This is a genomic window from Enterobacter sp. PL_is379 (assembly GCF_055817355.1).
In genome coordinates this window covers 259,439-285,544 of the sequence record NZ_JBVPGT010000032.1, presented here as the reverse complement: position 1 = coordinate 285,544, position 26,106 = coordinate 259,439, and the positions used below count along the sequence as shown (strand labels likewise).

The window sequence follows — 26,106 nt, the reverse complement described above, 5'->3', positions numbered from 1 at the left end:
GGTCACTCACCGGCGTTTTTCCAGAGTCGTTCTTATATCGCCCGCAGGTGTTAGCCAGGCGGGCGAATGGTCCAGATTTACTTCGTTTTCAGATCGTTTTTAACGCTTTTAACACCATCTATCGCTTTCGCAATGGACTCGGCACGTTCACTTTGCGCCTGCGAATCTACCGTACCGGAAAGCTGAACCACACCATCGGTGGTTTCTACTTTCACCTTACGGGACGGCACGATGTCATCTGCTAAAAGTTTAGCTTTGATTTCGCTGGTGGTGGCGGCATCACCGGCGTAACCTTTCACCGACGCGTTTTTGCCGTCACGTACGTGCAGCTTATCGCTGACGGAGGCAACACCTTCGACGCCTTTCGCGACTTTCACCGCCTGTTCTGCCTGAGCCTGGCTTTCAACAAAGCCGCTCAGCGTGACCACTTTCTTGTCGGTCTTAACGGAAATATCGGTGCTCTTAATGGCTTCATCATCCACCAGTGCGGCTTTCACTTTTGCTGTGATTGAGCTGTCATCCATGAAGTTGCCGACTTTATTCATAGAGCTATCGATTTTTTGCCCTGCGTTATCGGCCGTGGATTGTGCTTTATCCATGGTGCTGCTTTCCGCGAGGGCGGAGCCGCTCACCAGAACGCTACCCAGGGTTACAGCCAGCAGAGTTTTAGAAATCTTCAGTCTTGTCATATTCATCGATCTATTCCTGTGTTGACCCGTTATTCGGGCTACGCACTTCCTTAGTAGTGATATATATTGCGAATAAACACACGGGCAAAATGGATAACCTAAAGTCATGCATTGAACAGTTAATTTATCCACGCCCGGTGTTAAACACTGAGTTAAATATAGATCACTCTCACAGAGCCGCTTTCAGAATTGGGTAAAAAACGCGCGAATAGCGTGAAATTGCGTTGAATTAAGAACATTCCGCAAGGGATTAATAAGACAGGAATTAAAGAAGAGCACGGCGGCAGCCGTGCTCTGAGAGGGGATTAGTGCTCGCGGGTTTTACGGAACTGAACGTCAGGATAACGTTCCTGCGTCAGGTTCAGGTTCACCATGGTTGGCGCGATATAGGTCAGGTTATCGCCGCCATCCAGCGCCAGCTGAACTTCATTCTTACGCTTAAACTCTTCGAATTTCTTCACGTCAGAACACTCAACCCAGCGCGCGGTCGCGACGTTCACCGACTCGTAAATCGCTTCTACGTTGTATTCGCTCTTCAGGCGCGCAACGACCACGTCAAACTGCAGCACGCCGACCGCACCAACGATCAGATCGTTGTTCGCAATCGGGCGGAAGACCTGCACGGCGCCCTCTTCGGAGAGCTGAACCAGGCCTTTCAGCAGCTGTTTCTGCTTAAGCGGATCGCGCAGACGAATGCGACGGAACAGTTCCGGTGCGAAGTTCGGAATGCCGGTGAACTTCATCATTTCACCCTGCGTGAAGGTGTCGCCGATCTGAATAGTGCCGTGGTTGTGCAGACCGATGATGTCGCCCGGATAGGCCTCTTCAACGTGCGAACGGTCGCCCGCCATAAAGGTCAGCGCATCGGAGATGACCACATCTTTCCCGGTACGCACCTGGCGCAGCTTCATGCCCTTTTCATATTTACCGGACACCACGCGCATAAAGGCCACGCGGTCACGGTGTTTCGGATCCATGTTGGCCTGAATCTTAAATACGAAGCCGGTGAACTTCTCTTCTTTTGCTTCCACTTCACGGGTGTCGGTTTTGCGCGGCATCGGCTGCGGCGCCCACTCCACCAGACCGTCGAGCATGTGGTCAACGCCGAAGTTACCCAGTGCGGTACCGAAGAAGACCGGGGTAATTTCGCCGCTCAGGAACAGCTCTTTGTCGAACTCGTGAGACGCGCCCTTCACCAGCTCCAGCTCGTCGCGCAGCTGCGCGGCCAGCTCTTCCCCGACCGCCGCGTCCAGATCCGGGTTGTCCAGACCTTTAACAATGCGCACTTCCTGAATGGTGTGGCCTTTACCGGTCTGATACAGGTAAGTTTCGTCTTTATAGAGGTGATAAACCCCTTTGAACAGCTTACCGCAGCCGATTGGCCAGGTGATTGGCGCACAGGCGATCTTCAGCTCGTTTTCCACTTCATCCATCACTTCCATCGGATCGCGGATGTCACGGTCGAGTTTGTTCATAAAGGTGAGGATCGGCGTATCGCGCAGACGGGTGACTTCCATCAGCTTACGGGTACGGTCTTCTACACCTTTCGCGGCGTCGATCACCATCAGACAGCAGTCCACCGCCGTCAGGGTACGGTAGGTATCTTCGGAGAAGTCTTCGTGACCCGGGGTGTCCAGCAGGTTCACCAGGCAGTCGTGATACGGGAACTGCATCACGGAGGTGGTAATCGAAATACCACGCTGCTTTTCCATCTCCATCCAGTCAGATTTTGCATGCTGGCTGGAGCCACGGCCTTTAACGGTACCCGCAGTCTGGATCGCCTGTCCGAACAGCAACACCTTCTCAGTGATGGTCGTTTTACCGGCATCCGGGTGCGAGATAATGGCAAAAGTGCGGCGCTTGGCCACCTCTTGCAGATAAGGAGACAACGTCATAATTAAATCTTCTTTTATAAGCGCGGCAGCACGCCACGCATCATGGAATACAAAATTGCGGCTATTTTACCCATCAACGGGGGGCAGGCAATCATTGTTTACACAGGAGTTGCTCCAGTTCGTTCAACGACGTCACGGTCCAGGTCGGCTCGATGCCTTCAGGCTTAACGCGGCCATGCGCGTTGAGCCAGACGGTCGACAAACCGGCCTTCATGCCGCCCAGAATATCTGACTCTGCCGTATCCCCCACCATCAGGACGCGATCGCGGTCGGGATTACCGGCCTGCGCCAGCGCATAATCGAAAATTCGCGGATCCGGTTTAGGTACACCCACCTCTTCCGAGATCACCAGCGCGTCGAAATGATCGCGCAGGCCGGTGCGCTCGAGGCGGATCTGCTGCAGGGCGGTAAAGCCGTTGGTGATGATCCCCAGTTTGACCTTGCCTTTCAACGCGTTCAGCAGGGAAACCGCGCCCGGCAGTGGCGCGCAGATATCCGCCATCGCGTTCAGAAACGCCTCGTTCAGCGTCCCCGGACTGACCTTTAAACGTTCCGCCCAGACGTCAAAGCGCTGGTGCTGAAGCTGTAACGCGGTGATGGCACCGTTCTGGTAATCCACCCACAGCGGCTTGTTTACCGCCTGATAGTCCTGAAAATCTTCAGCGGTGAAGGTCACGCTATAGTCGAGAAACATCCGCTGCAGGCCGCCGAACGAATCGAACGTAAATAGCGTTTCGTCGGCATCAAAGAAAATCCAGTCCCATTTCATCGTTACAACCTTATTTTTTATTATCCAATCGGCAGAGCCATTATGATGGCGTCTTCACGTCCCTCTGCGGTGGGGTAGTAGTTACGGCGGATTGTCGCCTCGTTAAAGCCTAAGCTTTCATAGAGCGCGATGGCGGCGACATTCGACGCGCGCACCTCCAGCCACAGGGTGAAAACGTCACGGGTTTCGAGCTCACGGATGAGGTGCTCAAGCAGTTCTCTTCCCAGCCCACGACGCTGAAACGCGGGATCAACCGCGATATTAAACAGCGTCGCCTCATCAAGAACAACCTGTGTGATCGCGAAAGCGGCCATGGTGCCGTCAACGTCCAGGCGGTAGTTCAGATACCGTTCGCCCTGATTGCTGGCGAAGGTTTTTTCGCTCCACGGAAACGCGTGGGCGCGTGTTTCAATCGCAAACGCTGTGGTCAGGTCAGGCGTCGTGAGGGAAGAAATCGTGTTCATATTCGCAGATTTGTTGCCACAGCGCGCTGCGCGCTTTTGGGTTGGCTTTCAGTTCGTCCAGCGCTGGCGAGCAGATCTGGCTCCCCTGGAGGGGGATCTCGTTTGTCTCTCCGATACGCCAGCTGTTACAGCGGCTATCAGGAGGCAGCATCGCGACACGCTCTGGCGTCAGCGGTAAAACCTGGTCGGCCGTCAGCTTCAGGCTGCGAAGGACATCATCGATCAGGGGTTCATTCAGGGCAGGCAGTTCTTCCGCCACCATCACCAGGCGAACGTGCGCCGGGATGGAGATGGCGATTTCGCCCTGCAACGCCGTCGGGCGACGCAAAGCCCACTGGGTAATGCCCAGCTGCTGCAACTGCCAGTCTCGTCGGGATGTCATAGGGAAAACTCCTGTCTCTCAGGCGCGCAAATATAGCAAATGTGTCGAAAGTGCGCCATCTACCTACTATAATCCCCGCCTGAGTTTATTGAGGAACAATTCATGTCTGCATTTACCCCGGCAAGTGAAGTCTTGCTGCGTCACAGTGATGATTTCGAAGAAAGCCGTATTCTGTTTGCCGGAGATATGCAGGATGACCTGCCCGCGCGTTTCGACTGTGCTGAAAGCCGTGCCCACACCCAATATTACCACCACTGGCAGGTGCTGAGCCGTCAGATGGGCGAGCGCGCGCGCTTTAGCCTGGTGGCGGAGCAGAGCGATATCGCCGACTGCGATACGCTGATTTACTACTGGCCGAAGAATAAACCGGAAGCCCAGTTCCAGCTGATGAACCTGCTCTCCCTGCTGCCGGTCGGCTGCGATATTTTCGTGGTAGGAGAGAACCGCAGCGGCGTGCGTAGCGCTGAACAGATGCTGGAAGACTACGCGCCGCTGAATAAAGTCGACAGCGCTCGCCGCTGTGGTCTGTACCACGGACGACTGGAAAAACAGACAACGTTTGATGCGCAGGCTTACTGGGACGAATACCAGCTTGACGGCTTGACCATCAAAACCCTGCCGGGCGTGTTCAGCCGTGACGCGCTGGATACGGGCAGCAAGCTGCTGCTCTCCACTCTGACGCCGCACACCAAAGGCAAAGTGCTGGACGTGGGCTGCGGCGCGGGCGTGCTCTCTACCGTGCTCGCCAGCCATTCGCCAAAGGTGCGCTTAACCCTGTGTGACGTTAGCGCCCCGGCGGTTGAGGCCAGCCGCGCAACGCTTGCCGCAAACGGCATTGAAGGCGAGGTGATTGCCAGCAACGTCTTCTCTGACGTCACCGGTCGCTTCGACATGATCATCTCCAACCCGCCGTTCCACGACGGTATGGAAACCAGCCTTGAAGCGGCACAAACGCTGATCCGTGGCGCAACCCGTCACCTTAACAGCGGCGGCGAGCTGCGTATCGTTGCGAACGCCTTCCTGGCGTACCCGAAAGTGCTGGACGAAACCTTTGGCTTCCACGAAGTGATCGCCCAGACCGGCCGCTTTAAGGTCTATCGTACCGTGATGACGCGCCAGGCCAAAAAGTAATCTCAATCCTGCAGGCCGGATAAGCGCAATCACTATCCGGCAAGCAGGCGTCTCAGTTCCGGCCATTTTTGCAGCAATCAATAAAAGGTGCGCACTTTTCAGTTGACGTAAAGCTGAAAACATCTAGAATGCGCCTCCGTGGTTACGATACTTTTACAGTATCGATGGTATGCGAAGGTGGCGGAATTGGTAGACGCGCTAGCTTCAGGTGTTAGTGTCCTTACGGATGTGGGGGTTCGAGTCCCCCCCCTCGCACCATAAATCACGATGATATTGCTCGCACTGGGCGAAGGTGGCGGAATTGGTAGACGCGCTAGCTTCAGGTGTTAGTGTCCTTACGGATGTGGGGGTTCGAGTCCCCCCCCTCGCACCAACGAGGCGATATCAACATAGTAATGATGTAAATAGTAAGATGACTGTGCGAAGGTGGCGGAATTGGTAGACGCGCTAGCTTCAGGTGTTAGTGTCCTTAGGATGTGGGGGTTCGAGTCCCCCCCCTCGCACCAATTATCTTACAACCCCTCTGAATATCTTCTTTTCCCTGTTATTTCAAACTCATCAGTATCACCAGAATTCCACTGACCAGTGCTACGCAGGATGGCAGTAAAACAAAGTGACGTAGTTGCTTATGCCAGATCATGCCTGACGTGACTAACAGTCCTGATACAATGATGGCTTTCCAGGTATCGAGAGAGAGATCGGCAAACGTCAAACCGCAGAGAATGGCTCCCGGTAGCAATACCCCCCAACAACTTCCCAGCGCCCTGTTCAACATGATCTGCCCTCTCACAACGATAATGATAACCAATATCATATGACAAGGATTATCATTTGTCAGCTGAATGAATCAAAATCCATCGACCTTTACCTTTCCCGTAATGACAGGAATTGCCTAAGGTGATAAATTGCGCACCTGTTAACAACGTCTAAAGATTTTCTGATAATTACTCTTTGAGCTTTTTGCATATTTAATTGCGAAACGACATCTATTTATTTGTTTTAATTAAATTTTAATAAAAATACACGACTATGACATCACAATCCTGGCGGTCTTTGGTTCACAGAAAATATCAATTATCGTTACGTTTATTTTTATTTCTGAACGCAACATCGGCAGTGTTCTCGGTAACAAACCCGCTCAATTCTGTACGACTGTTTTCCGCCCCTCTGATTGCTATATTCTCCATCAGTACCGGCCTGTTCGTCTGGCACTGGAGAAAGCGCGCGCGGAAGATAAATATTCCTGTCGTTTCAGGGATCTTCGGTATTTTGTGGGCCTGGCAAATTGTCTCCAAATTCGCCTTAATTACCCACGATCATGCGACGTATTTGTTAATCGCCCTTTTAACGGTGCTTTTTATCGGCACGCTGGCGTTCGCCAGTAATATCAAAGCCTTTACGCTGCATTCATTGCCCACCTTTATTGTCTGCCTGTGGTTAAGCGATCACGATATATGGCTGCGAATGACCTATTCTTTCGCACTTCCTGTGGTGGCAATTGCTATTCATAACATTTTGCAAAGACGCAACGACCGTTTTGCTCAGGAGCTCCTTTCTCGCCTTCTGGAGGAACGAGAAACCCTTACCGATCTCAGCATGATGGACCCGCTTACCGGGCTCTATAATCGTCGCGGTCTGCAAAGCCGTCTGGAGAATTTGCCCACGGTAGAGAATGGTGAGCACTTTGTCCTGCTGATGGATATCGACCACTTCAAAGCCTATAACGACCATTACGGCCATATGATGGGCGACCAGGCGCTGAAGCGCGTCTCTGCGGCAATCCGCGATGCCGTGCGTTCTCGCGATATTGTGGCGCGTTTTGGTGGGGAAGAGTTTATGGTGCTGCTGACCAACATTTCACTCGAACATGCCCGCCAGACAGCCGAGCGGATCCGTCAGAAAGTCTACGATTTGAAAATCCCGCATCTGTTTAACGAAAGCGTTGCGACAAACGTCACCATCAGCATTGGTATTGCCATTTTCGAGGATGAAGACGTGGAAGGCGCGCTGGAAAAAGCGGACAAAGCCCTCTACGAAGCAAAGCATATGGGGCGCAACAACATTCTGTTGAGTGAAGAGATTCAGACGGCGTAAACATCACGGCGATGTCACCAGGACAAAAGTCTTGCCATTGGTATGAGCAATAGTTAGGATTGGCAATCATTATCATTTAGATTTCTATCTATACTATGGCCACGCATACCGCACACATCGTCGAACCCCTCCTCTGGCGAGCGCCCCTCACCAGCGGGAATGCTTCGCTTGCGGATGCCATACGGGATAAGATTGCGGAAACGCGCGCCCACCTGCTGGACTTTATCCGGCTTGATGAAGCCCCCCCGAACCACGCCATGACGCTCTCAGAGTGGCGCCAACCGGCAAAAATGCAATCGCTGCTGGCCACCTATTCCGACCATATCTATCGCAATCAGCCCACCCTTACGCGGGAATATAAACCCCTGCTCTCACTCTGGGCACAGTGGTATATCGGGCTGATGGTGCCTCCCCTCATGCTGGCGCTCTTAACACAGAAGAGCATGCTGGAACTCTCGCCGGATAATTTCCACGTCGAGTTTCACGAAACCGGGCGTGCAGCCTGCTTCTGGATTGATCTTCACGAAGACCAGAATGCGGAACGCCTGACGGCTCAGGAGCGTATGGAACAGCTTATCACTCAGGCCCTGATCCCGGTGGTGGAAGCGCTGGAAGCGACGGGAGAGATTAACGGGAAGCTTATCTGGAGCAATACGGGCTATTTAATCCACTGGTATTTAACGGAAATGAAGCCGCTTCTCGGTGATGAGAACGTTGACGCCCTGCGTCAGTCCTGCTTCTTTGCAAAACAGCTTTCCGATGGCCGTGACAACCCGTTGTTCCGAACCGTCGTGCTCCGTGATGGGCTTCTGGTTCGTCGCACCTGCTGCCAGCGCTATCGCCTGCCGGACGTTAAGCAGTGCGGGGATTGCACGCTGAAGTAGAGCAGTGAATTGCCCGGCCTGATGCCCTCACCCTGACCCTCTCCCACAGGACTGAGGAATCCCCAGTAATTTTTTTACCTGAAGCGATGAACGTTGCTTCAAAAAAATTAATAACTTACAGCGACGCCCTGGTCCGGCTGTAAATCGCCGAAGCGTTTCCGTAAGGCCGGGGCGAGGCGCAGGGATGCGCCGAGAGGGCGTGGCCTGCAGGGATGCAGGCTCATGCCCGACCCGATAGCCTGAAGGAATAAGCTGAGGGGACCGCGAAGCGGCGATTTACCGCCGGGAGCCCGGGTCGCCAGGGCGGCGGCGATTGAGCCGCCATGGCACGTTCACCGGTCATGTCCTTACAGAGTAGCAAGAAACATAAAGTGAACGGAATGACCACCACAGCCGTATGTTCCCCCTCACCCCAGCCCTCTCCCTCAAGGGAGAGGGGGTCGTCCGTGCAGGCATTATTTTGTGGGGATTCCTCAGCCCACGGGGAGAGGGAACAAACACAAAAAACGGCAACCTGCGTTGCCGTTTTGCTTTTACCTAAGCCACCTGCTGATTGTCCTCTTCAGCATTACGCTGCGCTTCTTCCGCTTCCTGCTCCAGCAGCTGCTTCTCATACACTTTGAAGAACGGGAAGTAGATGATCGCCGATACGCAGGCCAGAACCACAACCAGAATAGCCGCGCGGAAGTCCCAGCCCAGAGCCCATGCTGCCCCTATCGGCGCCGGTGCCGTCCAGGGAACGACCGAGATGACGCGCCCAATCAAATCAAACGTCATCGCCGCCCACGCCAGCACGGCGTTAACCATCGGTGCCAGCAGGAACGGAATAAAGAACACCGGGTTCATCACGATTGGTGTACCGAAAATGACAGGTTCGTTGATGTTAAAGAAGCTGGGCACCACGCTCAAACGCCCGATAGAGCGTAAATGCGCTGAACGACTGCGCAGATAGCAAATCACCAGCCCCATCGTCGCGCCCGATCCGCCAATCACGATAAAGAACGTCCAGAACGCCTCCATAAAAATATGCGGCAGAGGCTGGCTGGCGGCCAGTGCGGTCTGGTTAGCGCCCAGGTTAGTCAGCCAGAACATCTGCAACATTCCGGATACGATGGCTGCGCCGTGGATCCCGGCGAACCACAGCAGATGACCAATCAACACCGCCAGCAGGATCGCAGGCAGTGAATCCGCCGCGGAAACCAGCGGTTTAAAGACCGACATAATGGCCTGCGGGATCAGCATGCCAAACTGAGACTGAATGACCAGGCTCAGAGGATAGAGCGTTAACACCACCACCAGCACCGGGATCAGCAGATCAAAAGAGTTTTTGATCATCGGAGGAACCTGGTCCGGCAGGCGAATGCCGATGTTATGCGCTTTGAGGAAACGCATCATTTCAACGCAGTAAATCGCCACCAGAATCGCGGTAAAAATCCCCGTTCCCCCCAGACTGTCGACAGGAAGCGTACCTTTGGTTTTCGGTGCCGCGACCAGCAGAAACGCCATCAGCGACAGCATGGCACACATGAACGGGTCTAACTGGTGCGATTTGACATAGTGTTTGCCAAGGTTATAGGCAATGGCCGCACAGATATAAATGGACATAATGCCCATCGTCATATCAAACGGCGTCAGGATTTGGCCTTCAAACTGCTTCGCCATATCCAGCCAGGCGCGGGCGAAACCCCACGTGGTATCAGGCGAAAAAGGTGGGTAAGCGAACACTAACAAAAATGAACCCACAATCATAAATGGCATCGCGGAGATAAACCCATCACGAATAGCCATGACATGACGCTGGGAAGAGATCCGCCCGGCAATCGGGCTCACGTAATTTTCAACGAAACGGAATATCAGGTTAAACGCAGCATGGTTGGCAGACATGGCAGATCTCCTGTCAGACGTTTGTTACGGGCACTTTCGCGCCGCACGTTGTTCCATAAATCAGCTTCACAACCTTGCTGGCTTGTGTACCAGTGGTACTGCTCAGACGAAATGGTTTCATATTTGGCTCTTATTATTGGATACAGGGGACGTTACGTACTCAGTATTAATCGACGCATCACGCTCTGCAACCGGTTACTGTAACCGGTTTCTGTGAATGTGAAGAGGATCCAGAAATCAGCCGTTCGGGATATTTGTTACTTAAGAGATATTTACAGAGCATAAATTCTTATGACAGATTACGCAGGATATTTGTCAGGAGGAAACAATGAGTTTGCAGTCTGTACAGCAGTTTTTTGCCGACAACGCGCCGGATATAGACGTAATTGAACTTAGCCAGAGTACCGCTACCGTTGCGTTGGCTGCTGCCGCCCATCGTGTTGAACCGGGACAAATCGCCAAGACCCTGTCACTCAAGGTTAAAAATGAGGTGATTCTGGTGGTGGCGAAAGGCGATGCGCGCCTGGATAACAAAAAGCTGAAAGACACGTTTGGTGCGAAAGCGCGCATGCTCAGCAGTGATGAAGTGGTGACCATCACCGGTCATCCCGTTGGCGGCGTGTGCCCGTTCGGGCTGGAAAATCCGCTCGCGGTTTACTGCGATATCTCATTAAAGCAGTACGCCGAAGTCCTGCCCGCCGCAGGCGCAATTCATAGTGCCGTGCGTATTTCACCTGACAGAATGGCAGAGCTGACTTCCGCAAAGTGGGTTGACGTTTGCATCTGATTGATGCGCCAGAGCCTGTCTGGCGCGCAGCGGGCTGGCTATAAAAAGGTCGGCTTGCTGAGTGCCGAACTTCGCGGTTCTCTTGCCGGAAGGTGAGTAATAATATCCGCTGCATCGAGCAACCCGACGTCAGAGCTCACCCCCAGCTTCACCATCGCATTAAACTTATGCGCCCGGATGGTCTTAATATTGCGTTCAAGCTGTGCCGCGATTTGAGGAATAGAATAGCCGCAAGACATATAACGCAATATTGCCCGTTCCGTTGGGCTTAACATTCTGTTTTGGCTCCGGTACCAGTGATTCATCATATTGTCATTGATGCGTAGCGTTTCACTCAACAACACCATAAGTTCCTGCTGCAGGTGCTCAAGCGACAGCGATTTACTGACCACACCGTGAAGGCGTGACGGTGAAAGATGGCTAACTAACCGTGCTTCCGTCTCATCAGCAACCAGGATAATGCGCTGGATATGACCATGCGTAAACGCGAGCTCCCGCAGGTGCGCCAGGCAGTTACGGCGCTCCTCTCGTGCATCGGAAAGTGAATAGATCAGCGAGAAAAAATTGACGTGCTGAAGTGCTCTCTTGAAGCTGTCAAATTCGCTAAACAGATGCAGCTGATAGTGATTCAGACCGGGCATCGCAAAAAAATGCTGTAGCCCAACAGCACTCATCGTGCAATTTTCGACGATGGCGATATGTCGTGTTGAATCGGTTTTTTCCATTCCTCAAACTCTCCATAGGCTGACATCAAATTCAGCTCTCTCATTCCCTGTGTACTGTTGATCCAGGCGTACATATCGGCATTACTACGTAAAGATAGCCGCCGCATCGCACTGTTTTTCTGCGCACTGATGGTTTTATTGCTCTTCTTCAGCAATGTGGCGATTTGGTTAATCCCCCATCCTTTACCTAACAGACGCAGTACCTTGCGTTCGGAGTGCGTGAGTGCGATAACGTGTTCGTCTTCATCCTCCGTACTTTGAGGCTCCGGGGTTAATAACGTCTGGCTTATCCGCTCTGCCCGCTCGCTACCTGCCCGAATCGCGTTAACCACGCCTTCAATGGGCTCCATATCAGACAGCAACGTGCTTTCCGGGCGCATAAGCAACTCAACCGCAATAGGGTAAAGCGGCCGCGAGACTAAAAAGATCCAGTGAATGTCCCGGTATTGGTTCAATAAACCGTAATACTCTTCGAGGGTTCCCCGAGGATTTCTATATTCACCTGAAATATCGGCAATAATGACATCTGCGCGGCGTAGCTGGAGCAGTGTTAACTCCTGCAATGAACGACAATAGGTCAATTCAAAATCCGGGAAATGGCGTGCCATCACGCCCCCTAACCCGTTTTGCATCACGGGCATCCGGCTAATGACAACGCCATACTTACCATGCAATGACAACATAGACCCTCCGTGTCCATTCTTCATTTGATGAGTAACGTTAAAACGCACCAATGTATGAGTATTTTCGTCCCTGAGTGTAAAACTGATTAATACAAGCAGAAGATGAGATATGTTCTTAGTATAAGAAATGCCTAAAACAACGGTAATATCTCATAAAGCGCAAATAAATTTAATTGCGGAGCCATTAAAATAACGACAATATAAAATTAGAATAACTAAATACAAATATTCTATATTTTTATATTTATAATTCACCGCATTGATAAATTAATCCAACTCCCCTTTCGTGATACGGGCTGAAACTGTTTGCATAAACCTTGATCTGGCCCACAGCAAGAGGGACTGCACTTTGTGCTAAAAGTACTCACTACGGGCTAACCGGCAACCTATCCATCTTTTTCAGGACAATACATGCAGGCAGATCGGTCAACGCAGCGTGCTATCACGCGGCTATGTATAAAGTGCGGTCTTTTTCTGCTCCAGCACGGCGCGGAAAGCGCGCTGGTTGAGGAGCTTTCAACCCGGCTGGGAGTGGCGCTGGGTATGGATAGCGTTGAAAGCGCAATCTCATCTAACGCCATTGTGCTGACCACGATCAAAGACGGTCAGTGCCTGACCTCCACCCGCAAAAACCATGACCGCGGTATTAACATGCACGTCGTGACCGAAGTGCAGCACATCGTCATCCTTGCTGAACACAAGCTTCTCGATCTTCATGAAATTGAAAAACGGTTCAACCAGATCAAGCCATTACGTTATCCGCGCTGGCTCGTCGTGTTAATGGTAGGGCTCTCGTGCGCCTGCTTTTGTAAGCTCAATAAAGGCGGCTGGGACGGCGCGCTCGTCACCTTTTTTGCCAGCAGTATCGCCATGTATGTTCGCCAGTTGCTCACGCACCGGCAGCTGCACCCGCAAATTAACTTCTGCATTACCGCGTTTGTCGCCACCACGGTTTCCGGCCTGCTTCTGCGCCTGCCGCAGTTTGCCAACACCCCAACCGTTGCCATGGCCGCCAGCGTGCTTCTGCTGGTCCCGGGCTTTCCGCTGATCAACGCCGTCGCCGACATGTTTAAAGGGCATATCAATACCGGTCTGGCACGCTGGGCTATCGCCAGCCTGCTGACGCTGGCGACCTGCATCGGCGTGGTCATGGCCATGACTCTCTGGGGGTTACGCGGATGGGCGTGATAGATTTTCTGCTGGCGCTGGCACAGGACATGCTTCTGGCCGCCATCCCTGCCGTTGGCTTTGCGATGGTATTTAACGTACCGCAACGCGCGCTGCCGTGGTGCGCGCTGCTGGGTGCGATTGGCCATGGCTCGCGAATGGTGATGATGACGGCGGGTTTTAACATCGAATGGTCAACGTTCATCGCTTCCATGCTGGTCGGCAGTATCGGCATCCAGTGGTCGCGCTGGTATCTGGCGCATCCCAAAGTGTTCACCGTTGCCGCGGTGATCCCGATGTTCCCAGGCATATCTGCGTATACGGCGATGATTTCCGCAGTGAAAATCAGCCATTTCGGCTACACCGAGCCTCAGATGATCCTCCTCCTGAGCAACTTCCTTAAGGCGTCATCCATCGTCGGCGCGCTCTCTATCGGGCTGTCGATCCCCGGACTGTGGCTGTACCGCAAACGCCCACGCGTTTGATATTTGTGTTATTTCGCTGCCGTGGAGATAATCCTTCTGGTCCGTTTGGTGAAAATAAGGAAAGGATGTGGCTAACCCTGGCAGCGAACACCCCGAGCACAGTGAAGAATCCAGCCTGAAAGAGAAAATCTTTCAGAGCGCCATCGCGCTTTTTGCCGAGTACGGATTGAACGGTGCACGGATGGAGCAGATCGCAGAGAAAGCGGGCACCACCAAACGCATGGTGGTTTACCATTTCAAGAATAAAGAGAACCTCTATCTCCTGGTTCTGGAACATGTTTACACCCAGATTCGCGCCAGTGAAAAAGCGCTAAGCCTGACGGGAATGCCCCCGGTCGAAGCGCTGGTCAATCTGGTTGAAGCCACCTTTGACTACCATGCCGACCACCCTGACTACATCCGGATTATCTGCATGGAAAACATGCAGCGCGGCCGCTTTATGCAGCAGTCGAGCTATCTCCGCCAGGTCAACCGCAGCGCGCTCGACCTGCTGGAGGAGATCCTGCGCCGGGGCAAAGAAAAACAGCTCTTCAGTGAGACGGTAGACGCCCGCGATCTTCATCGTCTGATAAGCAGCTTCAGCTTTCACTACGTTGCCAACAGCTACACCTTTACGCTGTTGTTTGAAGAAAGCGCAAACGAGCAGGCTCAGCGCCAGCACTACCGCAAAATGGCCGTTCAGGTGGCGCTCCGCTATACTTGCCCATAAAATTGCTTGCAATTAAATCGTGCACTATCTATATTCATCTCATGAACGCGAAAACGAACGACGCAACCGCTGCGCTCAAGCTGGATAACCAGCTCTGCTTTGCCCTCTATTCGGCAAACCTGGCGCTTAACAAGCTGTACCGGCAGCTGCTGGCACCGCTGAACCTCACCTACCCGCAATATCTGGTGATGCTGGTGCTGTGGGAGCAGGATGATATGACGGTGTCGGACATCGGTGAACGGCTGTTTCTGGACTCTGCAACTCTGACGCCGCTGTTGAAGCGTCTGGAAAGCGCCGGGCTCATCAACCGCCACCGTTCACGCAAAGATGAACGCCAGGTCGCCGTCACCCTGAGTGAAGCGGGACGTGAACTGCAGCAGCAGGCATTGGGTATCCCCCATGCGGTGGGTTGCGCAGCGCAGTGTGATACCGACACCCTGCTGGCGCTCAAACAGCAGCTCGAACTTTTGCGACAACAGCTACACCGCGCGTAAAGCTATACTTTACGCGTGATTATTACCCATATATATCGCACGCTATTTAATAGTGCACATTAAACAAGATGAGGAACCTGCCATGTCTTTAGAAAAAGTTGTTTATACCGCCAAAGCAAAAGCCACCGGAGGCCGTGACGGCCGAGCCACCTCCTCCGATGGCGTACTGGACGTCAAACTGGGTGTGCCAAAAGAGATGGGCGGCATGGGGGGAGACGTGACGAACCCTGAGCAGCTGTTTGCTGCCGGCTACTCTGCCTGCTTCCTGGGCGCGATGAAGTTTGTGGCCGCACGCGACAAATTTACCCTACCTAAAGATGCCTTTATTGAAGGCGAAGTCGGCATTGGCCCACTGCCAACCGGTTTTGGTATCGAAGCGAAACTGAACATCCACGTTGAAGGTATGGATCCTGCGGAAGCCAAAAAGCTGGTCGATGCGGCGCACATTGTTTGCCCGTACTCTAACGCGACCCGCGGCAACATTGACGTGACGCTGAACATCATCGCGTAATCCCTTCTGTTCCCTCTCCCAGTGGGAGAGGGTCAGGGTGAGGGCATCAGCCCGCACTTTACCCCTCCTTTCCTTTCCCCTCTCTGTGCTACCATAAGTCCATATCACGCCCGTAGTAATCAGTAGAGTAAGCGTTATGTCCTCCAGACTTCTGACCACCAGCATTGCTGGCATTGATGCCTTTATGCGCGACCCACGCGGCGTGTTGACTCACGCCGAAGGCGGCACGGTTGCGGTTTTTGCCGACAACGCGCCGGCGTTTTACGCAATCACACCGGAACGTCTGGCACAGCTTCTGGAGATCGAAGCACAAGTGTCACGCCCGGCGAGCGATGTCACGCTGGATAGCCAGTTCTTTGATGAACCGGTTAACGTTCCCGTGACCGTTCCGATGGGCAAATTTGCCCTCTATGCGGGCTGGCAACCGGATGTGGATTTCCAGCGGCAGGCCGCGCTGTGGGGCATTGCGTTAACCCAACCCGCCACCGCGGAAGAACTCGCCGCGTTTACCGCCTGGTGGCAGGCAGAAGGGAAAGTGTTCACCCACATTCAGTGGCAGCAAAAGCTCGCGCGTCATCTCCAGATTACCCGCGCCGGCAACAACGGCCAGCCAAAACGTGATATCAATGCGTTTTCAGAACCGGATAAACAGATCCCCAGCGGATTCCGAGGTGCGAAATGAAGAACGTCGGCGACCTGATGAAACGTCTGCAAAAAATGATGCCTGCCAACGTGAAGCCCGCTTTCACCACCGGTGAAGAGCTGCTGGCATGGCAAAAAGAGCAAGGTGAGATCCGCGCCGCCGCGCTCGCCCGCGAAAACCGGGCGATGAAAATGCAGCGCACCTTTAACCGTTCCGGTATCCGTCCCCTGCACCAGAACTGCTCGTTCGATAACTATAAAATTGAGACCACCGGGCAGATGAACGCGCTGGCCGCAGCGCGGCAGTACGTGGATGAATTCGACGGCAATATCGCCAGCTTCATCTTTAGCGGCAAGCCGGGCACCGGAAAAAATCACCTTGCTGCCGCTATCTGCAACGAGCTGCTTCTGCGCGGTAAATCGGTTCTTATCATCACCGTGGCCGATATCATGTCTGCGATGAAAGACACCTTCAGCAACCGCGAAACCAGCGAAGAACAGCTGCTTAACGATCTGAGTAATGTCGACCTGCTGGTCATCGACGAGATTGGCGTTCAGACGGAATCGCGCTATGAAAAAGTGATCATCAACCAGATTGTCGATCGCCGCTCCTCGTCCAAGCGCCCCACCGGCATGCTGACGAACCACAATATTGACGAGATGACCCGCCTGCTGGGGGAACGCGTCATGGACCGCATGAAGCTGGGTAACAGCCTGTATGTCATCTTCGACTGGGAAAGTTACCGCAGCCGCGTCACCGGCAAAGAGTATTAAGACAGTTCCAGGAATCGCCGACAGGTCGCAGGTATATACTGGAACCCCTTCGGCCCAAAACGGACCTTTTTGAGAGAGCCATGATGAAAAAACAGATGATTGTCAGCACCCTTTTAGGCGCGCTGCTGGTGACCGGCGCAGCGCAAGCGGCGTCCTGGCAGGAGTCCCTGTCAAGCGCAGCAAACGAGCTGACCAAAGAGAGCAGCAGCACGCAGGGCGGACTCTCCGCCTCTTCCCTCACCAGCCTGCTGGGCAACAGCGGTCAGAGCCTGAGCGCGGGCACGATGAACAACGCGGCGGGGATTCTGGAATATTGCGCGAAGCAAAAACTGGCCTCCGTGACCGATGCGCAAAACGTGAAAAACCAGGTGCTGGGTAAACTGGGTCTGGATACCCAGGAGCAAAAAGCGGACACCAACTATATGGACGGCATTCAGGGCCTGCTTAACGCGCAGAACGGTCAGCAGCTTAACCTGAGCACCCTCGGCAACTCCTCTCTGGCCAAACAGGTGAAAACCAAAGCCTGCGATCTGGTGCTGAAACAAGGCGTTAATTTCATCTCCTGATCCACCCCATTTTCTGCCACAACACGCCGCGTTTAATGCGATAGTCTTGCAGCGCGGCGCTAAATGAGCGTTTTTCCCACCTGCCACCGTCTCAGCGTCCGTTTGTCAGGATGTGCACACCTTCATAAAAACGATTTTCTAAACCAAATCCTAACAACAGCACACTTTCGTGACACTAAAATTGCAGCTTAACGACATCGCAATTACATTGTATGACCCAAAAAATAAACAGTTAGCCAGCGAAGCATCTGGCGTCACGAGGATATGCTGTTGTCTGAATTCATGTCTCTTATCCTTTTTCTGGCTTCTGTCGGCGTTTACGCCTGCAAAGCCGGCCGTCACACCTGGTGGTTTATCGCCACGCTGGTTGTGCTCGGCATTTTTATTATTTTAAACATTACCTTATACGCCAGCGATTACTTTACCGGTGACGGCATTAACGATGCGGTGCTCTACACGCTGACAAACAGCCTGACGGGCGCGGGGGTCAGCAAGTACATTCTTCCGGGGCTCGGCCTTGTCGTCGCGCTGGTCACCATTTTTGGCGCGCTGGCCTGGGTGCTGCGTCGACGTCGCCATCATCCACACCATCATGGCTACAGCCTGCTGGCGTTATTCCTGGCGCTGGCCTCCGTCGACGCCAGCCCGGCGTTCCATCAGATCACCGAGCTGGTGAAATCCCAGTCGCGCGACGGCGATCCGGATTTCGTGGCTTACTACAAAGAGCCGTCGAAAACGATCGCCAACCCGAAGCTCAACCTGGTCTACATCTACGGTGAAAGCCTGGAACGCACGTACTTTGATAACGATGCGTTCCCTGACCTGACGCCGGACCTGGGTGCGCTGAAAAATGAAGGTCTTGATTTCAGCCACACCATGCAGCTGCCCGGTACGGATTACACGATTGCCGGGATGGTTGCCTCCCAGTGCGGTATCCCGCTGTTCGCGCCTTTTGAAGGTAACGCCTCAGCCTCCATGTCGACCTTCTTCCCGCAGAATATTTGCCTCGGCGATATCCTGAAAAACTCCGGTTACGAAAACTATTTTGTGCAGGGGGCAAACCTGCGCTTCGCCGGAAAAGATGTGTTCCTGAAATCCCACGGTTTTGATCACCTGTATGGCTCAGAAGAGTTAAAAACGACGGTTGCCGACCCAAACTACCGCAACGACTGGGGCTTCTATGACGATACGGTACTCGACGAAACCTGGAAGAAATTCGAGGAGCTGTCCCGCGCGGGCAAGCGTTTCTCTCTCTTTGCGCTGACGGTGGACACCCACCATCCGGACGGGTTTGTCTCGCGCACCTGCAAGCGCAAAAGCTATGACATTGATGGTAAAAACAATAAATCGTTCAGCGCCGTCACCTGCAGTCAGGAGCACATTGCCGCGCTGGTCGAGAAAATCAAAGCCTCACCCTGGTTTAAAAACACCGTCATCGTCGTTTCGTCTGACCATCTGGCGATGAAAAACAGCGCCTGGGATCAGCTCAACAAGCAGGATCGCAGCAATCTGTTCTTCGTCCTGCGCGGCGACCAGCCGCAGCAGGAGGAGATCGCCACCAAACGCAACTCCATGGATAACGGCGCCACCGTGCTGGACATCCTGGGCGGTGACAACTTTATTGGCCTGGGCCGGAGCACGCTGTCGGGGCAATCCCTGTCGGAAGTGTTCCTCAACATGAAGGAAAAAATCCTTGCCTGGAAGCCCGACATCATCCGCCTGTGGAACTTCCCGAAAGAGATGAAGGACTTCACCGTCGATCGGGATAAAAACACCATTGCCTTCTCGGGCAGCAACTTCCGTCTGCCGCTGCTGGTGCGCGTGTCGGAGGGACGCGTTGAGCCCCTGCCGGAAAGCGAATATTCCGCGCCGCTGCGCTATCAGCTGGCCGATTTTGCGCCACGCGATAATTTCGTCTGGGTCGACAGATGTTACAAGATGGGCCAGCTCTGGTCGCAGCCGCTGGCGCTCTCTACCGACTGGTGCGTCTCTCAGGGTCAGCTTGGCGGGGAGCAAACCGTACAGCACGTGGATAAAGCCCAGTGGAAAGGCAAAACCGCGTTTAAAGATACGGTAATTGATACGGCGCGCTATCAGCACAACATCGACATGCTGAAAATCAGCGACAACGATATTCGCTACAAAGCGGACAGCTTTATCTTTAACGTGGCCGGCGCGCCGGAAGAAGTGAAGCAGTTTAGCGGCATCTCGCGGCCGGAGTCCTGGGGACGCTGGTCAAACGCGCAGCTGGGCAATGAGGTGAAAATTGAGTACACCCATCCGCTGCCGGAACAGTTCGACCTGGTGATCACCGCCAGAGCGTATGGCCCTAACGCTAACAAGCCCGTACCGGTGCGCGTGGGCGATCGGGAGCAGACGCTGACGCTCGGGAACGACGTGAGCACGCATACGCTGCATTTTGAGAATCCTTCGCGCAGCAATACCCTGGTGATCGTCCCGCCGGATCCGCAGTCCACCAATGAAGGGAATATTCTTGGCCATTCACCGCGCGAGCTCGGAATTGGCATGGTCGAAATTAAAATTGTGAGTCGAGCAGGCTAATGGTCGACCTTAACATCACCCTTCGACCCACACGTCCCGGCGACGTTGCCGCCCTGCCCGCCATTGAACGCGCGGCGGGCGAGCGCTTTCGTGAAGACCCGGAGCTCGCCTGGCTTGCCGACGGTGAAGTCATTTCTGCTGAGAAGCACCTTGAGTATGTCGAACGTGGGCTAAGCTGGCTGGCGCGGGTGAACGACCGCCCCGTGGGGTTTATCCTCACCGAAGCGCACTCTTCGTCGCTGTTTATCGTGGAGCTTTCGGTCGATCTGAACTGGCAGGGAAAAGGGATTGGCCGGCAGCTTATCGCCTGTGCGGCTGACCATGCCCGCACGCTGGCGCTGACGTCGCTGACGTTGACGACGTTCCGGGACGTACCGTGGAACGCGCCGTTCTATGCAAAGCTAGGGTTTAAAAAAATGACGACGCTGACGCCTGAACTGCGTCAGAAAAGGGAAGAAGAGACAGCGCACGGTTTCGCGTATGAAACGCGCTGCGCCATGCGCCTGCCTCTGTAATATCGCCCGGTGGCACTGCGCTTACCGGGCCTACAAAACCCTGAACCGTAGGCCGGGTAAGGCGCAGCCGTCACCCGGCACAACGCACAGAGTTAGAACGTTTCCCAGTTATCGCCTGAATCGACCGTCGCGGTTTTACGCGCCATCACCGGCGTGGAAACCGCTTTAGCCGCAGCGAATTCGCGCGCTTTCATCTGCTCCTGCTGAATGCGGAACACCGCCACGGCCTGAGTCAGGCGGCTCGCCTGCTCTTCCAGTGCGGCCGCAGCCGCGGCAGACTCTTCAACCAGCGAGGCGTTCTGCTGGGTCACGCGATCCATCTCAGCTACCGCCAGACCCACCTGGTCGATACCGCGGCTCTGCTCGTCAGACGCAGAGGCGATTTCACCCATGATGTCCGTTACGCGGGTCACCGCGTTCACGATCTCACCCATGGTTTCACCGGCGCTTTCTACCAGCGTTGAACCCACTTCCACGCGACCCACGGAGTCTTCAATCAGGCTCTTGATTTCACGAGCCGCCTGGGCACTGCGCTGGGCCAGGTTACGCACTTCACCGGCCACCACCGCAAAGCCACGGCCCTGCTCGCCCGCACGCGCCGCTTCTACCGCCGCGTTCAGTGCCAGGATGTTGGTCTGGAAAGCAATGCCGTCGATCACGCTGATAATGTCGGCAATTTTCTGCGAGCTGCCCGCGATATCGCGCATGGTCTGCACCACGTTATCCACCACTTTGCCGCCTTTCTGCGCGGTTTCGGAGGCGCTCAGGGCAAGATGGCTCGCCTGACGGGCGTTCTCGGCGTTCTGCTTAACGGTCGCCGTCAGCTGCTCCATGCTGGCAGCGGTCTCTTCCAGGGAAGCGGCCTGCTGCTCAGTACGGGAGGAGAGGTCGTTATTGCCCATCGCAATTTCGCTCGCGCCGCTGTAGATCGCGTTCGCGCCGTTACGCACGTCGCCGACGGTACGCACCAGCTCACCCTGCATATGGCGCAGCGAGTCGGCCAGTTCACCCATCTCGTTGGTGCCCTGAACCTCAATACGCTTCACCAGGTCGCCGCTGGCGATATGGCGAATGTTGTCGATCAGACGATTCAGCGGGGAGATCAGCGTCTGCTTGATGTTGAGCCAGACGGCCACGATCACCACCAGCACGGCAATCAGGACGCTGATCAGCACCCAGATAGCCTGGCTGAAGGAGCTGTTGCTGTCTTCGACCGCCATCTGGTACAGCTTGTCGTTCTGCTGCAGGTAGCTCACGTACTGCTTCTCAAAACCGTCCTGATAGCTCTGGGTCGGCTGGTCGAAGAAGGCGTTGATTTTGCCCGCGCCCAGCAGCTGGATCAGCTCCGCCAGCGCGCCGTGGTAAATATCATAGTTACGCTTGATCTCCATCGCTTCCGCGTCGTTTTGACGCGGATCGCGCGGCAGGGCTTCGTAGGCAGCCCAGTTTTTTTCCGCCTGTTTCAGAGACGTAGACGCGATTTGCATCAAATCGTTAACGGTCGCGCCGCTGCCGATATTGCTCTGATCCATCATGTAGCGGATACCCGCGCGGTTCAGGGTGTTACGGGTTTGCAGCAATGCCACCCAGCTGGCGTTCAGCGTGGACTGTTGCTGGCGAATGGTTTGCAGGACGGTGAAATTCTCTTTGTCATTCTTCAGAGCATTAAAGAAAAGACCACCGGACGTGAGTTGTAAAAGGCCAAATATCGCTAAAACCAGCATTAAGCTGGTGACAATCTTGATACGGTTTAACATGTTTTCTCTTTCCTCAGGCAGATACAGAATTTTCGGCCTGGAAAGGGAAAACTTTACGAAAATCATCCTGGAATTTGGGGTTTTTACTCTTCTTCCCGCGCTGCGTTATGCCGGTTTCCGAGTTCAATAAACTCTTCCAGCAGCGCCGTCAGCTGTTTCATCTTCTCCGGCGTATATTCCGCCTCAATCTGCTGATACGCCTCTTCGACCTGCGCCTGAGCGTGTTCATACAGCGCATTCCCCTCTCTGGTCAGCGACACGTACAGCTTGCGCTGGTCGTTCACCGGCTTTAGGCGCAGCACCAGGCCGTCACGCTCCATGCGCGTCAGAATACCGGTCAGGCTCGGGCGCAAAATGCAGGTGCGAAACGCCAGATCGTGAAAATCCATCGACGGATGTTCAGCCAGCACGCGCACAATGCGCCACTGCTGCTCGGTCAGATTATGGCGCTTCACGATCGGGCGGAAGTAGGACATCGCCGCTTCCCGCGCCTGCAGCAGCGCGATGGTTAATGAATCATGCATAGCCTCTTCCCTTCACATCATTAACAAGTAAACAATCACTAAAAGATGTTTTTATAAACAACACGTTTTCCCTCAAAAAGTCTAACAGAAACCCATCAATTTTATTAACACACTGATTTTAATATATATAAAACTCAATATGTAAATTTATTGTTATTCATATCACAAATTTTTCACTTCTGATTGCGAAATGAGCAGCAAAAGCATAAAACCAGATCATTAACATATTAATGAAATACAAACAGGACATCCGGCCTGAGGAGTATGTGAATGAAAGGTACCGTTTTTGCCGTCGCCCTCAACCATCAAAGCCAGCGTGAAGCCTGGCGTGAGGCATTTGAAAAAGCCCCCTACAACACGCCGCCGAAAACAGCCGTGTGGTTTATCAAACCCCATAACACCGTGATTCGTGCGGGCGAACCCATTCCGTTCCCGCAGGGGGAAAAGGTGCTCAGCGGCGCCACGGTGGCGCTGGTCGTGGGTAAAACCGCCAGCAAGGTACGCGTGGAGGACGCTGCGGAATATATTGCGGGATACGCGCTCGCCAACGAGGTGAGCCTGCCGGAAGAGAGCTTCTATCGCCCGGCCATCAAGGCCAAATGTCGTGATGGATTCTGCCCGCTCGGCGAACTTGTCGCCGTTGATAACGTAGATAACCTGACCATCATCACCGAGATCAACGGCCGCGAAGCGGACCACTGGAACACCACCGATCTTCAGCGTAACGCTGCCGAACTGCTGAGCGCCCTGAGCGAGTTCGCCACCCTCAATCCCGGCGATGCGATCCTGCTCGGTACCCCTCACAGCCGCGTTGAGATCCGCCCGGGCGATCGCGTGCGTATTCTGGCGGAGGGCTTTCCGCCGCTGGAAAACCCGGTGGTGGATGAACGCGACGTTGCTAACACACACCGCACGCCGCCGCACGCCACGCTGTTTGCCCTCGGTCTGAACTATGCCGACCACGCCAGCGAGCTGGACTTCAAGCCGCCTACCGAGCCGCTGGTCTTTATCAAAGCGCCAAACACCTTCAACGGCGACAACCAGACGTCGGTGCGCCCGAACAACATCGAATACATGCATTACGAAGCGGAGCTGGTGGTGGTCATCGGTAAAACCGCGCGTAAGGTCAGCGAAGACGAGGCGATGGACTATGTTGCGGGCTACACGGTCTGCAACGACTACGCCATCCGCGACTACCTGGAAAATTACTACCGCCCGAACCTGCGGGTGAAAAGCCGCGACGGGCTGACCCCCATTTCCCCAAACATCGTGCCAAAAGCAGCCATTCCCGACCCGCACAACCTCGCCCTGCGCACCTTCGTTAACGGCGGGCTGCGTCAGGAAGGCACCACGGCGGATCTGATCTTCAGCATCCCGTACCTGATTGCGTACCTGAGCGACTTTATGACCCTGCAGCCGGGCGACATGATTGCCACCGGCACGCCGAAGGGGCTCTCCGACGTGGTGCCGGGCGATGAGGTGGTGGTGGAAGTGGAAGGCGTTGGACGCCTGGTGAACCGAATTGTGAGTGAGGAGACGGCAAAATGAAAAAGATTAACCACTGGATCAACGGTAAAAACGTCGCGGGCAGCGACTACTTCCACACTACTAACCCGGCCTCCGGCGAGCTCCTGGCAGAAGTTGCCTCCGGCGGTGAAGCTGAAATTCACCAGGCCGTTGCCGCCGCCAAAGAGGCGTTCCCGAAGTGGGCCAACCTGCCGATGAAGGAGCGCGCGCGCCTGATGCGTCGTCTGGGTGACCTGATCGACCAGAACGTGCCCGAGATTGCCGCCATGGAAACCGCCGATACCGGGCTGCCGATCCACCAGACCAAAAACGTGCTGATCCCGCGCGCCTCGCACAACTTCGAGTTCTTCGCCGAGGTGTGCCAGCAGATGAACGGCAAAACCTATCCGGTCGACGACAAGATGCTCAACTACACCCTGGTGCAGCCGGTGGGCGTCTGCGCGCTGGTGTCGCCGTGGAACGTGCCGTTTATGACCGCCACCTGGAAGGTCGCACCCTGCCTGGCGTTGGGCAACACCGCGGTGCTGAAGATGTCCGAGCTCTCCCCGCTGACCGCCGACCGTCTGGGCGAGCTGGCCCTCGAAGCGGGGATTCCGGCGGGCGTGCTGAACGTGGTGCAGGGCTACGGCGCGACGGCAGGCGACGCGCTGGTGCGCCATCACGACGTGCGCGCGGTCTCCTTCACCGGCGGCACCGCCACCGGGCGCAACATCATGAAAAATGCCGGGCTGAAGAAATACTCCATGGAGCTGGGCGGCAAATCCCCGGTACTGATTTTTGAGGATGCCGACATCGAGCGCGCGCTGGACGCCGCCCTGTTCACCATCTTCTCCATCAACGGCGAGCGCTGCACCGCGGGCTCGCGCATCTTTATCCAGCAGAGCATCTACCCGGAATTCGTCAAGCGCTTTGCCGAGCGCGCCAACCGCCTGCGCGTGGGCGACCCGACCGATCCGACCACCCAGATTGGCGCGCTCATCAGCCAGCAGCACTGGGAAAAAGTCTCCGGCTATATCCGCCTCGGCATCGAGGAAGGCGCAACCCTGCTGGCGGGCGGCCCGGACAAACCGACCGACCTGCCTGCACACCTGAAAGGCGGCAACTTCCTGCGCCCGACCGTGCTGGCGGATGTTGATAACCGCATGCGCGTGGCGCAGGAGGAGATCTTCGGGCCGGTGGCCTGCCTGCTGCCGTTCAAGGACGAAGCGGAAGGGCTGCGCCTGGCCAACGACGTGGAGTACGGCCTGGCGTCGTACATCTGGACCCAGGACGTCAGCAAGGTGCTGCGCCTGGCGCGCAATATCGAAGCAGGCATGGTGTTCGTCAACACTCAGAACGTGCGCGATCTGCGCCAGCCGTTTGGCGGCGTGAAGGCCTCCGGCACCGGCCGCGAGGGGGGCGAGTACAGCTTCGAAGTGTTCGCGGAGATGAAGAACGTCTGCATCTCCATGGGCGACCATCCGATTCCAAAGTGGGGGATCTGAAA

The 26,106-nt window shown here is 54.8% G+C and carries 27 protein-coding genes and 3 tRNA genes; 19 read left to right on the top strand and 11 right to left on the bottom strand.

What is annotated here, in order from left to right:
- Positions 1-77 precede the first annotated feature (77 nt).
- The 5 genes from osmY to AC0TOY_RS20210 all read right to left on the bottom strand — a co-directional run bounded on the left by osmY (position 78) and on the right by AC0TOY_RS20210 (position 4,199).
- Positions 78-695 (bottom strand): molecular chaperone OsmY, encoded by a 618-nt coding sequence (gene osmY, locus AC0TOY_RS20230; protein WP_039260909.1) that lies wholly within the window; start codon positions 693-695, stop codon positions 78-80.
- Between the two features lie 299 nt (positions 696-994).
- Entirely contained in the window at positions 995-2,584 is a 1,590-nt protein-coding gene (gene prfC / locus AC0TOY_RS20225; RefSeq protein WP_473722447.1) for a peptide chain release factor 3, read from the bottom strand.
- A 91-nt stretch (positions 2,585-2,675) separates the two neighbouring features.
- Positions 2,676-3,353: a pyrimidine 5'-nucleotidase gene (yjjG, locus tag AC0TOY_RS20220; RefSeq protein WP_008502077.1), complete on the bottom strand. Its 678-nt coding sequence runs from the start codon at positions 3,351-3,353 to the stop codon at positions 2,676-2,678.
- A 20-nt stretch (positions 3,354-3,373) separates the two neighbouring features.
- Complete coding sequence (gene rimI / locus AC0TOY_RS20215; RefSeq protein WP_023334424.1) at positions 3,374-3,817, bottom strand: ribosomal protein S18-alanine N-acetyltransferase; 444 nt, start codon at positions 3,815-3,817, stop codon at positions 3,374-3,376.
- Positions 3,786-4,199, bottom strand: a complete 414-nt coding sequence (locus AC0TOY_RS20210; RefSeq protein ID WP_024908270.1) for a DNA polymerase III subunit psi — start codon at positions 4,197-4,199, stop codon at positions 3,786-3,788. The genes rimI and AC0TOY_RS20210 overlap by 32 nt, the downstream gene beginning before the upstream one ends.
- 102 nt (positions 4,200-4,301) lie before the next feature.
- Here AC0TOY_RS20210 and rsmC point away from each other — a divergent pair, with 102 nt between their 5' ends.
- From rsmC to AC0TOY_RS20190, 4 genes are all read left to right on the top strand, one after another.
- Positions 4,302-5,330 (top strand): 16S rRNA (guanine(1207)-N(2))-methyltransferase RsmC, encoded by a 1,029-nt coding sequence (gene rsmC, locus AC0TOY_RS20205; protein WP_024908271.1) that lies wholly within the window; start codon positions 4,302-4,304, stop codon positions 5,328-5,330.
- Between the two features lie 171 nt (positions 5,331-5,501).
- Positions 5,502-5,588, top strand: a tRNA-Leu gene (locus tag AC0TOY_RS20200).
- Between the two features lie 28 nt (positions 5,589-5,616).
- A tRNA-Leu gene (locus AC0TOY_RS20195) sits at positions 5,617-5,703 on the top strand.
- 47 nt (positions 5,704-5,750) lie between these two features.
- Positions 5,751-5,836: transfer RNA gene (locus tag AC0TOY_RS20190), tRNA-Leu, on the top strand.
- A gap of 38 nt (positions 5,837-5,874) precedes the next feature.
- Here the strand turns inward: AC0TOY_RS20190 and AC0TOY_RS20185 are convergent.
- Positions 5,875-6,144, bottom strand: coding sequence for a DUF1435 domain-containing protein (locus AC0TOY_RS20185; RefSeq protein ID WP_048991757.1), 270 nt, complete (start codon positions 6,142-6,144; stop codon positions 5,875-5,877).
- Between the two features lie 215 nt (positions 6,145-6,359).
- Here AC0TOY_RS20185 and AC0TOY_RS20180 point away from each other — a divergent pair, with 215 nt between their 5' ends.
- Together AC0TOY_RS20180 and fhuF are read left to right on the top strand one after the other, a co-directional pair.
- Entirely contained in the window at positions 6,360-7,424 is a 1,065-nt protein-coding gene (locus AC0TOY_RS20180) for a GGDEF domain-containing protein (protein WP_032649902.1), read from the top strand.
- 95 nt (positions 7,425-7,519) lie between these two features.
- Positions 7,520-8,308: a siderophore-iron reductase FhuF gene (gene fhuF / locus AC0TOY_RS20175; protein WP_473722446.1), complete on the top strand. Its 789-nt coding sequence runs from the start codon at positions 7,520-7,522 to the stop codon at positions 8,306-8,308.
- A gap of 537 nt (positions 8,309-8,845) precedes the next feature.
- On the opposite strand, the gene AC0TOY_RS20170 is transcribed toward fhuF, so the two are convergent.
- Positions 8,846-10,192 carry a PTS sugar transporter subunit IIC gene (locus AC0TOY_RS20170; protein WP_024908275.1) on the bottom strand — a complete coding sequence of 449 codons (1,347 nt, stop codon included), beginning with the start codon at positions 10,190-10,192 and terminating at the stop codon, positions 8,846-8,848.
- 328 nt (positions 10,193-10,520) lie between these two features.
- On the opposite strand from AC0TOY_RS20170, the gene AC0TOY_RS20165 reads away from it, so the two are divergent.
- On the top strand, positions 10,521-10,979 hold the full coding sequence (locus tag AC0TOY_RS20165) for a YbaK/EbsC family protein (protein WP_008502085.1): 459 nt from the start codon (positions 10,521-10,523) through the stop codon (positions 10,977-10,979).
- 38 nt (positions 10,980-11,017) lie between these two features.
- Here AC0TOY_RS20165 and bglJ read toward each other — a convergent pair whose 3' ends face one another.
- Together bglJ and AC0TOY_RS20155 are read right to left on the bottom strand one after the other, a co-directional pair.
- Positions 11,018-11,653, bottom strand: coding sequence for a DNA-binding transcriptional activator BglJ (gene bglJ / locus AC0TOY_RS20160; RefSeq protein WP_061716002.1), 636 nt, complete (start codon positions 11,651-11,653; stop codon positions 11,018-11,020).
- A complete protein-coding gene (locus AC0TOY_RS20155; RefSeq protein WP_024908277.1) occupies positions 11,650-12,387 on the bottom strand; it encodes a helix-turn-helix transcriptional regulator in 738 nt (245 codons plus the stop codon). Before AC0TOY_RS20155 ends, bglJ begins: the two co-directional genes overlap by 4 nt.
- 411 nt (positions 12,388-12,798) lie before the next feature.
- On the opposite strand from AC0TOY_RS20155, the gene AC0TOY_RS20150 reads away from it, so the two are divergent.
- The 10 genes from AC0TOY_RS20150 to AC0TOY_RS20105 all read left to right on the top strand — a co-directional run bounded on the left by AC0TOY_RS20150 (position 12,799) and on the right by AC0TOY_RS20105 (position 20,812).
- Entirely contained in the window at positions 12,799-13,575 is a 777-nt protein-coding gene (locus tag AC0TOY_RS20150) for a threonine/serine exporter family protein (protein WP_024908278.1), read from the top strand.
- On the top strand, positions 13,566-14,039 hold the full coding sequence (locus AC0TOY_RS20145) for a threonine/serine exporter (protein WP_024908279.1): 474 nt from the start codon (positions 13,566-13,568) through the stop codon (positions 14,037-14,039). The genes AC0TOY_RS20150 and AC0TOY_RS20145 overlap by 10 nt, the downstream gene beginning before the upstream one ends.
- Before the next feature lie 67 nt (positions 14,040-14,106).
- A complete protein-coding gene (locus tag AC0TOY_RS20140) occupies positions 14,107-14,748 on the top strand; it encodes a TetR/AcrR family transcriptional regulator (protein WP_061716003.1) in 642 nt (213 codons plus the stop codon).
- A gap of 41 nt (positions 14,749-14,789) precedes the next feature.
- The gene (locus AC0TOY_RS20135) at positions 14,790-15,242 is read left to right on the top strand and encodes a MarR family winged helix-turn-helix transcriptional regulator (RefSeq protein ID WP_023293337.1); all 453 of its coding nucleotides are present in this window, start codon (positions 14,790-14,792) and stop codon (positions 15,240-15,242) included.
- An 82-nt stretch (positions 15,243-15,324) separates the two neighbouring features.
- Positions 15,325-15,753, top strand: a complete 429-nt coding sequence (locus tag AC0TOY_RS20130) for an organic hydroperoxide resistance protein (RefSeq protein ID WP_008502092.1) — start codon at positions 15,325-15,327, stop codon at positions 15,751-15,753.
- A gap of 136 nt (positions 15,754-15,889) precedes the next feature.
- Complete coding sequence (gene dnaT / locus AC0TOY_RS20125; protein WP_473722444.1) at positions 15,890-16,435, top strand: primosomal protein DnaT; 546 nt, start codon at positions 15,890-15,892, stop codon at positions 16,433-16,435.
- Complete coding sequence (gene dnaC, locus AC0TOY_RS20120; protein ID WP_032643964.1) at positions 16,432-17,169, top strand: DNA replication protein DnaC; 738 nt, start codon at positions 16,432-16,434, stop codon at positions 17,167-17,169. The genes dnaT and dnaC overlap by 4 nt, the downstream gene beginning before the upstream one ends.
- A gap of 83 nt (positions 17,170-17,252) precedes the next feature.
- Positions 17,253-17,735: a YjjA family protein gene (locus AC0TOY_RS20115; RefSeq protein WP_061716004.1), complete on the top strand. Its 483-nt coding sequence runs from the start codon at positions 17,253-17,255 to the stop codon at positions 17,733-17,735.
- Between the two features lie 270 nt (positions 17,736-18,005).
- Complete coding sequence (opgB, locus tag AC0TOY_RS20110) at positions 18,006-20,297, top strand: phosphatidylglycerol--membrane-oligosaccharide glycerophosphotransferase (protein WP_090419424.1); 2,292 nt, start codon at positions 18,006-18,008, stop codon at positions 20,295-20,297.
- Positions 20,297-20,812, top strand: coding sequence for a GNAT family N-acetyltransferase (locus tag AC0TOY_RS20105; RefSeq protein ID WP_473722442.1), 516 nt, complete (start codon positions 20,297-20,299; stop codon positions 20,810-20,812). The genes opgB and AC0TOY_RS20105 overlap by 1 nt, the downstream gene beginning before the upstream one ends.
- Before the next feature lie 92 nt (positions 20,813-20,904).
- Here AC0TOY_RS20105 and tsr read toward each other — a convergent pair whose 3' ends face one another.
- Positions 20,905-22,569 (bottom strand): methyl-accepting chemotaxis protein, encoded by a 1,665-nt coding sequence (gene tsr / locus AC0TOY_RS20100; RefSeq protein ID WP_048991744.1) that lies wholly within the window; start codon positions 22,567-22,569, stop codon positions 20,905-20,907.
- Between the two features lie 83 nt (positions 22,570-22,652).
- Entirely contained in the window at positions 22,653-23,093 is a 441-nt protein-coding gene (gene hpaR, locus AC0TOY_RS20095; RefSeq protein WP_473722441.1) for a homoprotocatechuate degradation operon regulator HpaR, read from the bottom strand.
- A 270-nt stretch (positions 23,094-23,363) separates the two neighbouring features.
- Here hpaR and hpaG point away from each other — a divergent pair, with 270 nt between their 5' ends.
- Both hpaG and hpaE read left to right on the top strand, forming a co-directional pair.
- Complete coding sequence (gene hpaG, locus AC0TOY_RS20090) at positions 23,364-24,641, top strand: 4-hydroxyphenylacetate degradation bifunctional isomerase/decarboxylase (protein ID WP_473722439.1); 1,278 nt, start codon at positions 23,364-23,366, stop codon at positions 24,639-24,641.
- Positions 24,638-26,104 (top strand): 5-carboxymethyl-2-hydroxymuconate semialdehyde dehydrogenase, encoded by a 1,467-nt coding sequence (gene hpaE / locus AC0TOY_RS20085; RefSeq protein ID WP_048991740.1) that lies wholly within the window; start codon positions 24,638-24,640, stop codon positions 26,102-26,104. Before hpaG ends, hpaE begins: the two co-directional genes overlap by 4 nt.
- The last annotated feature ends 2 nt before the right edge of the window (positions 26,105-26,106 follow it).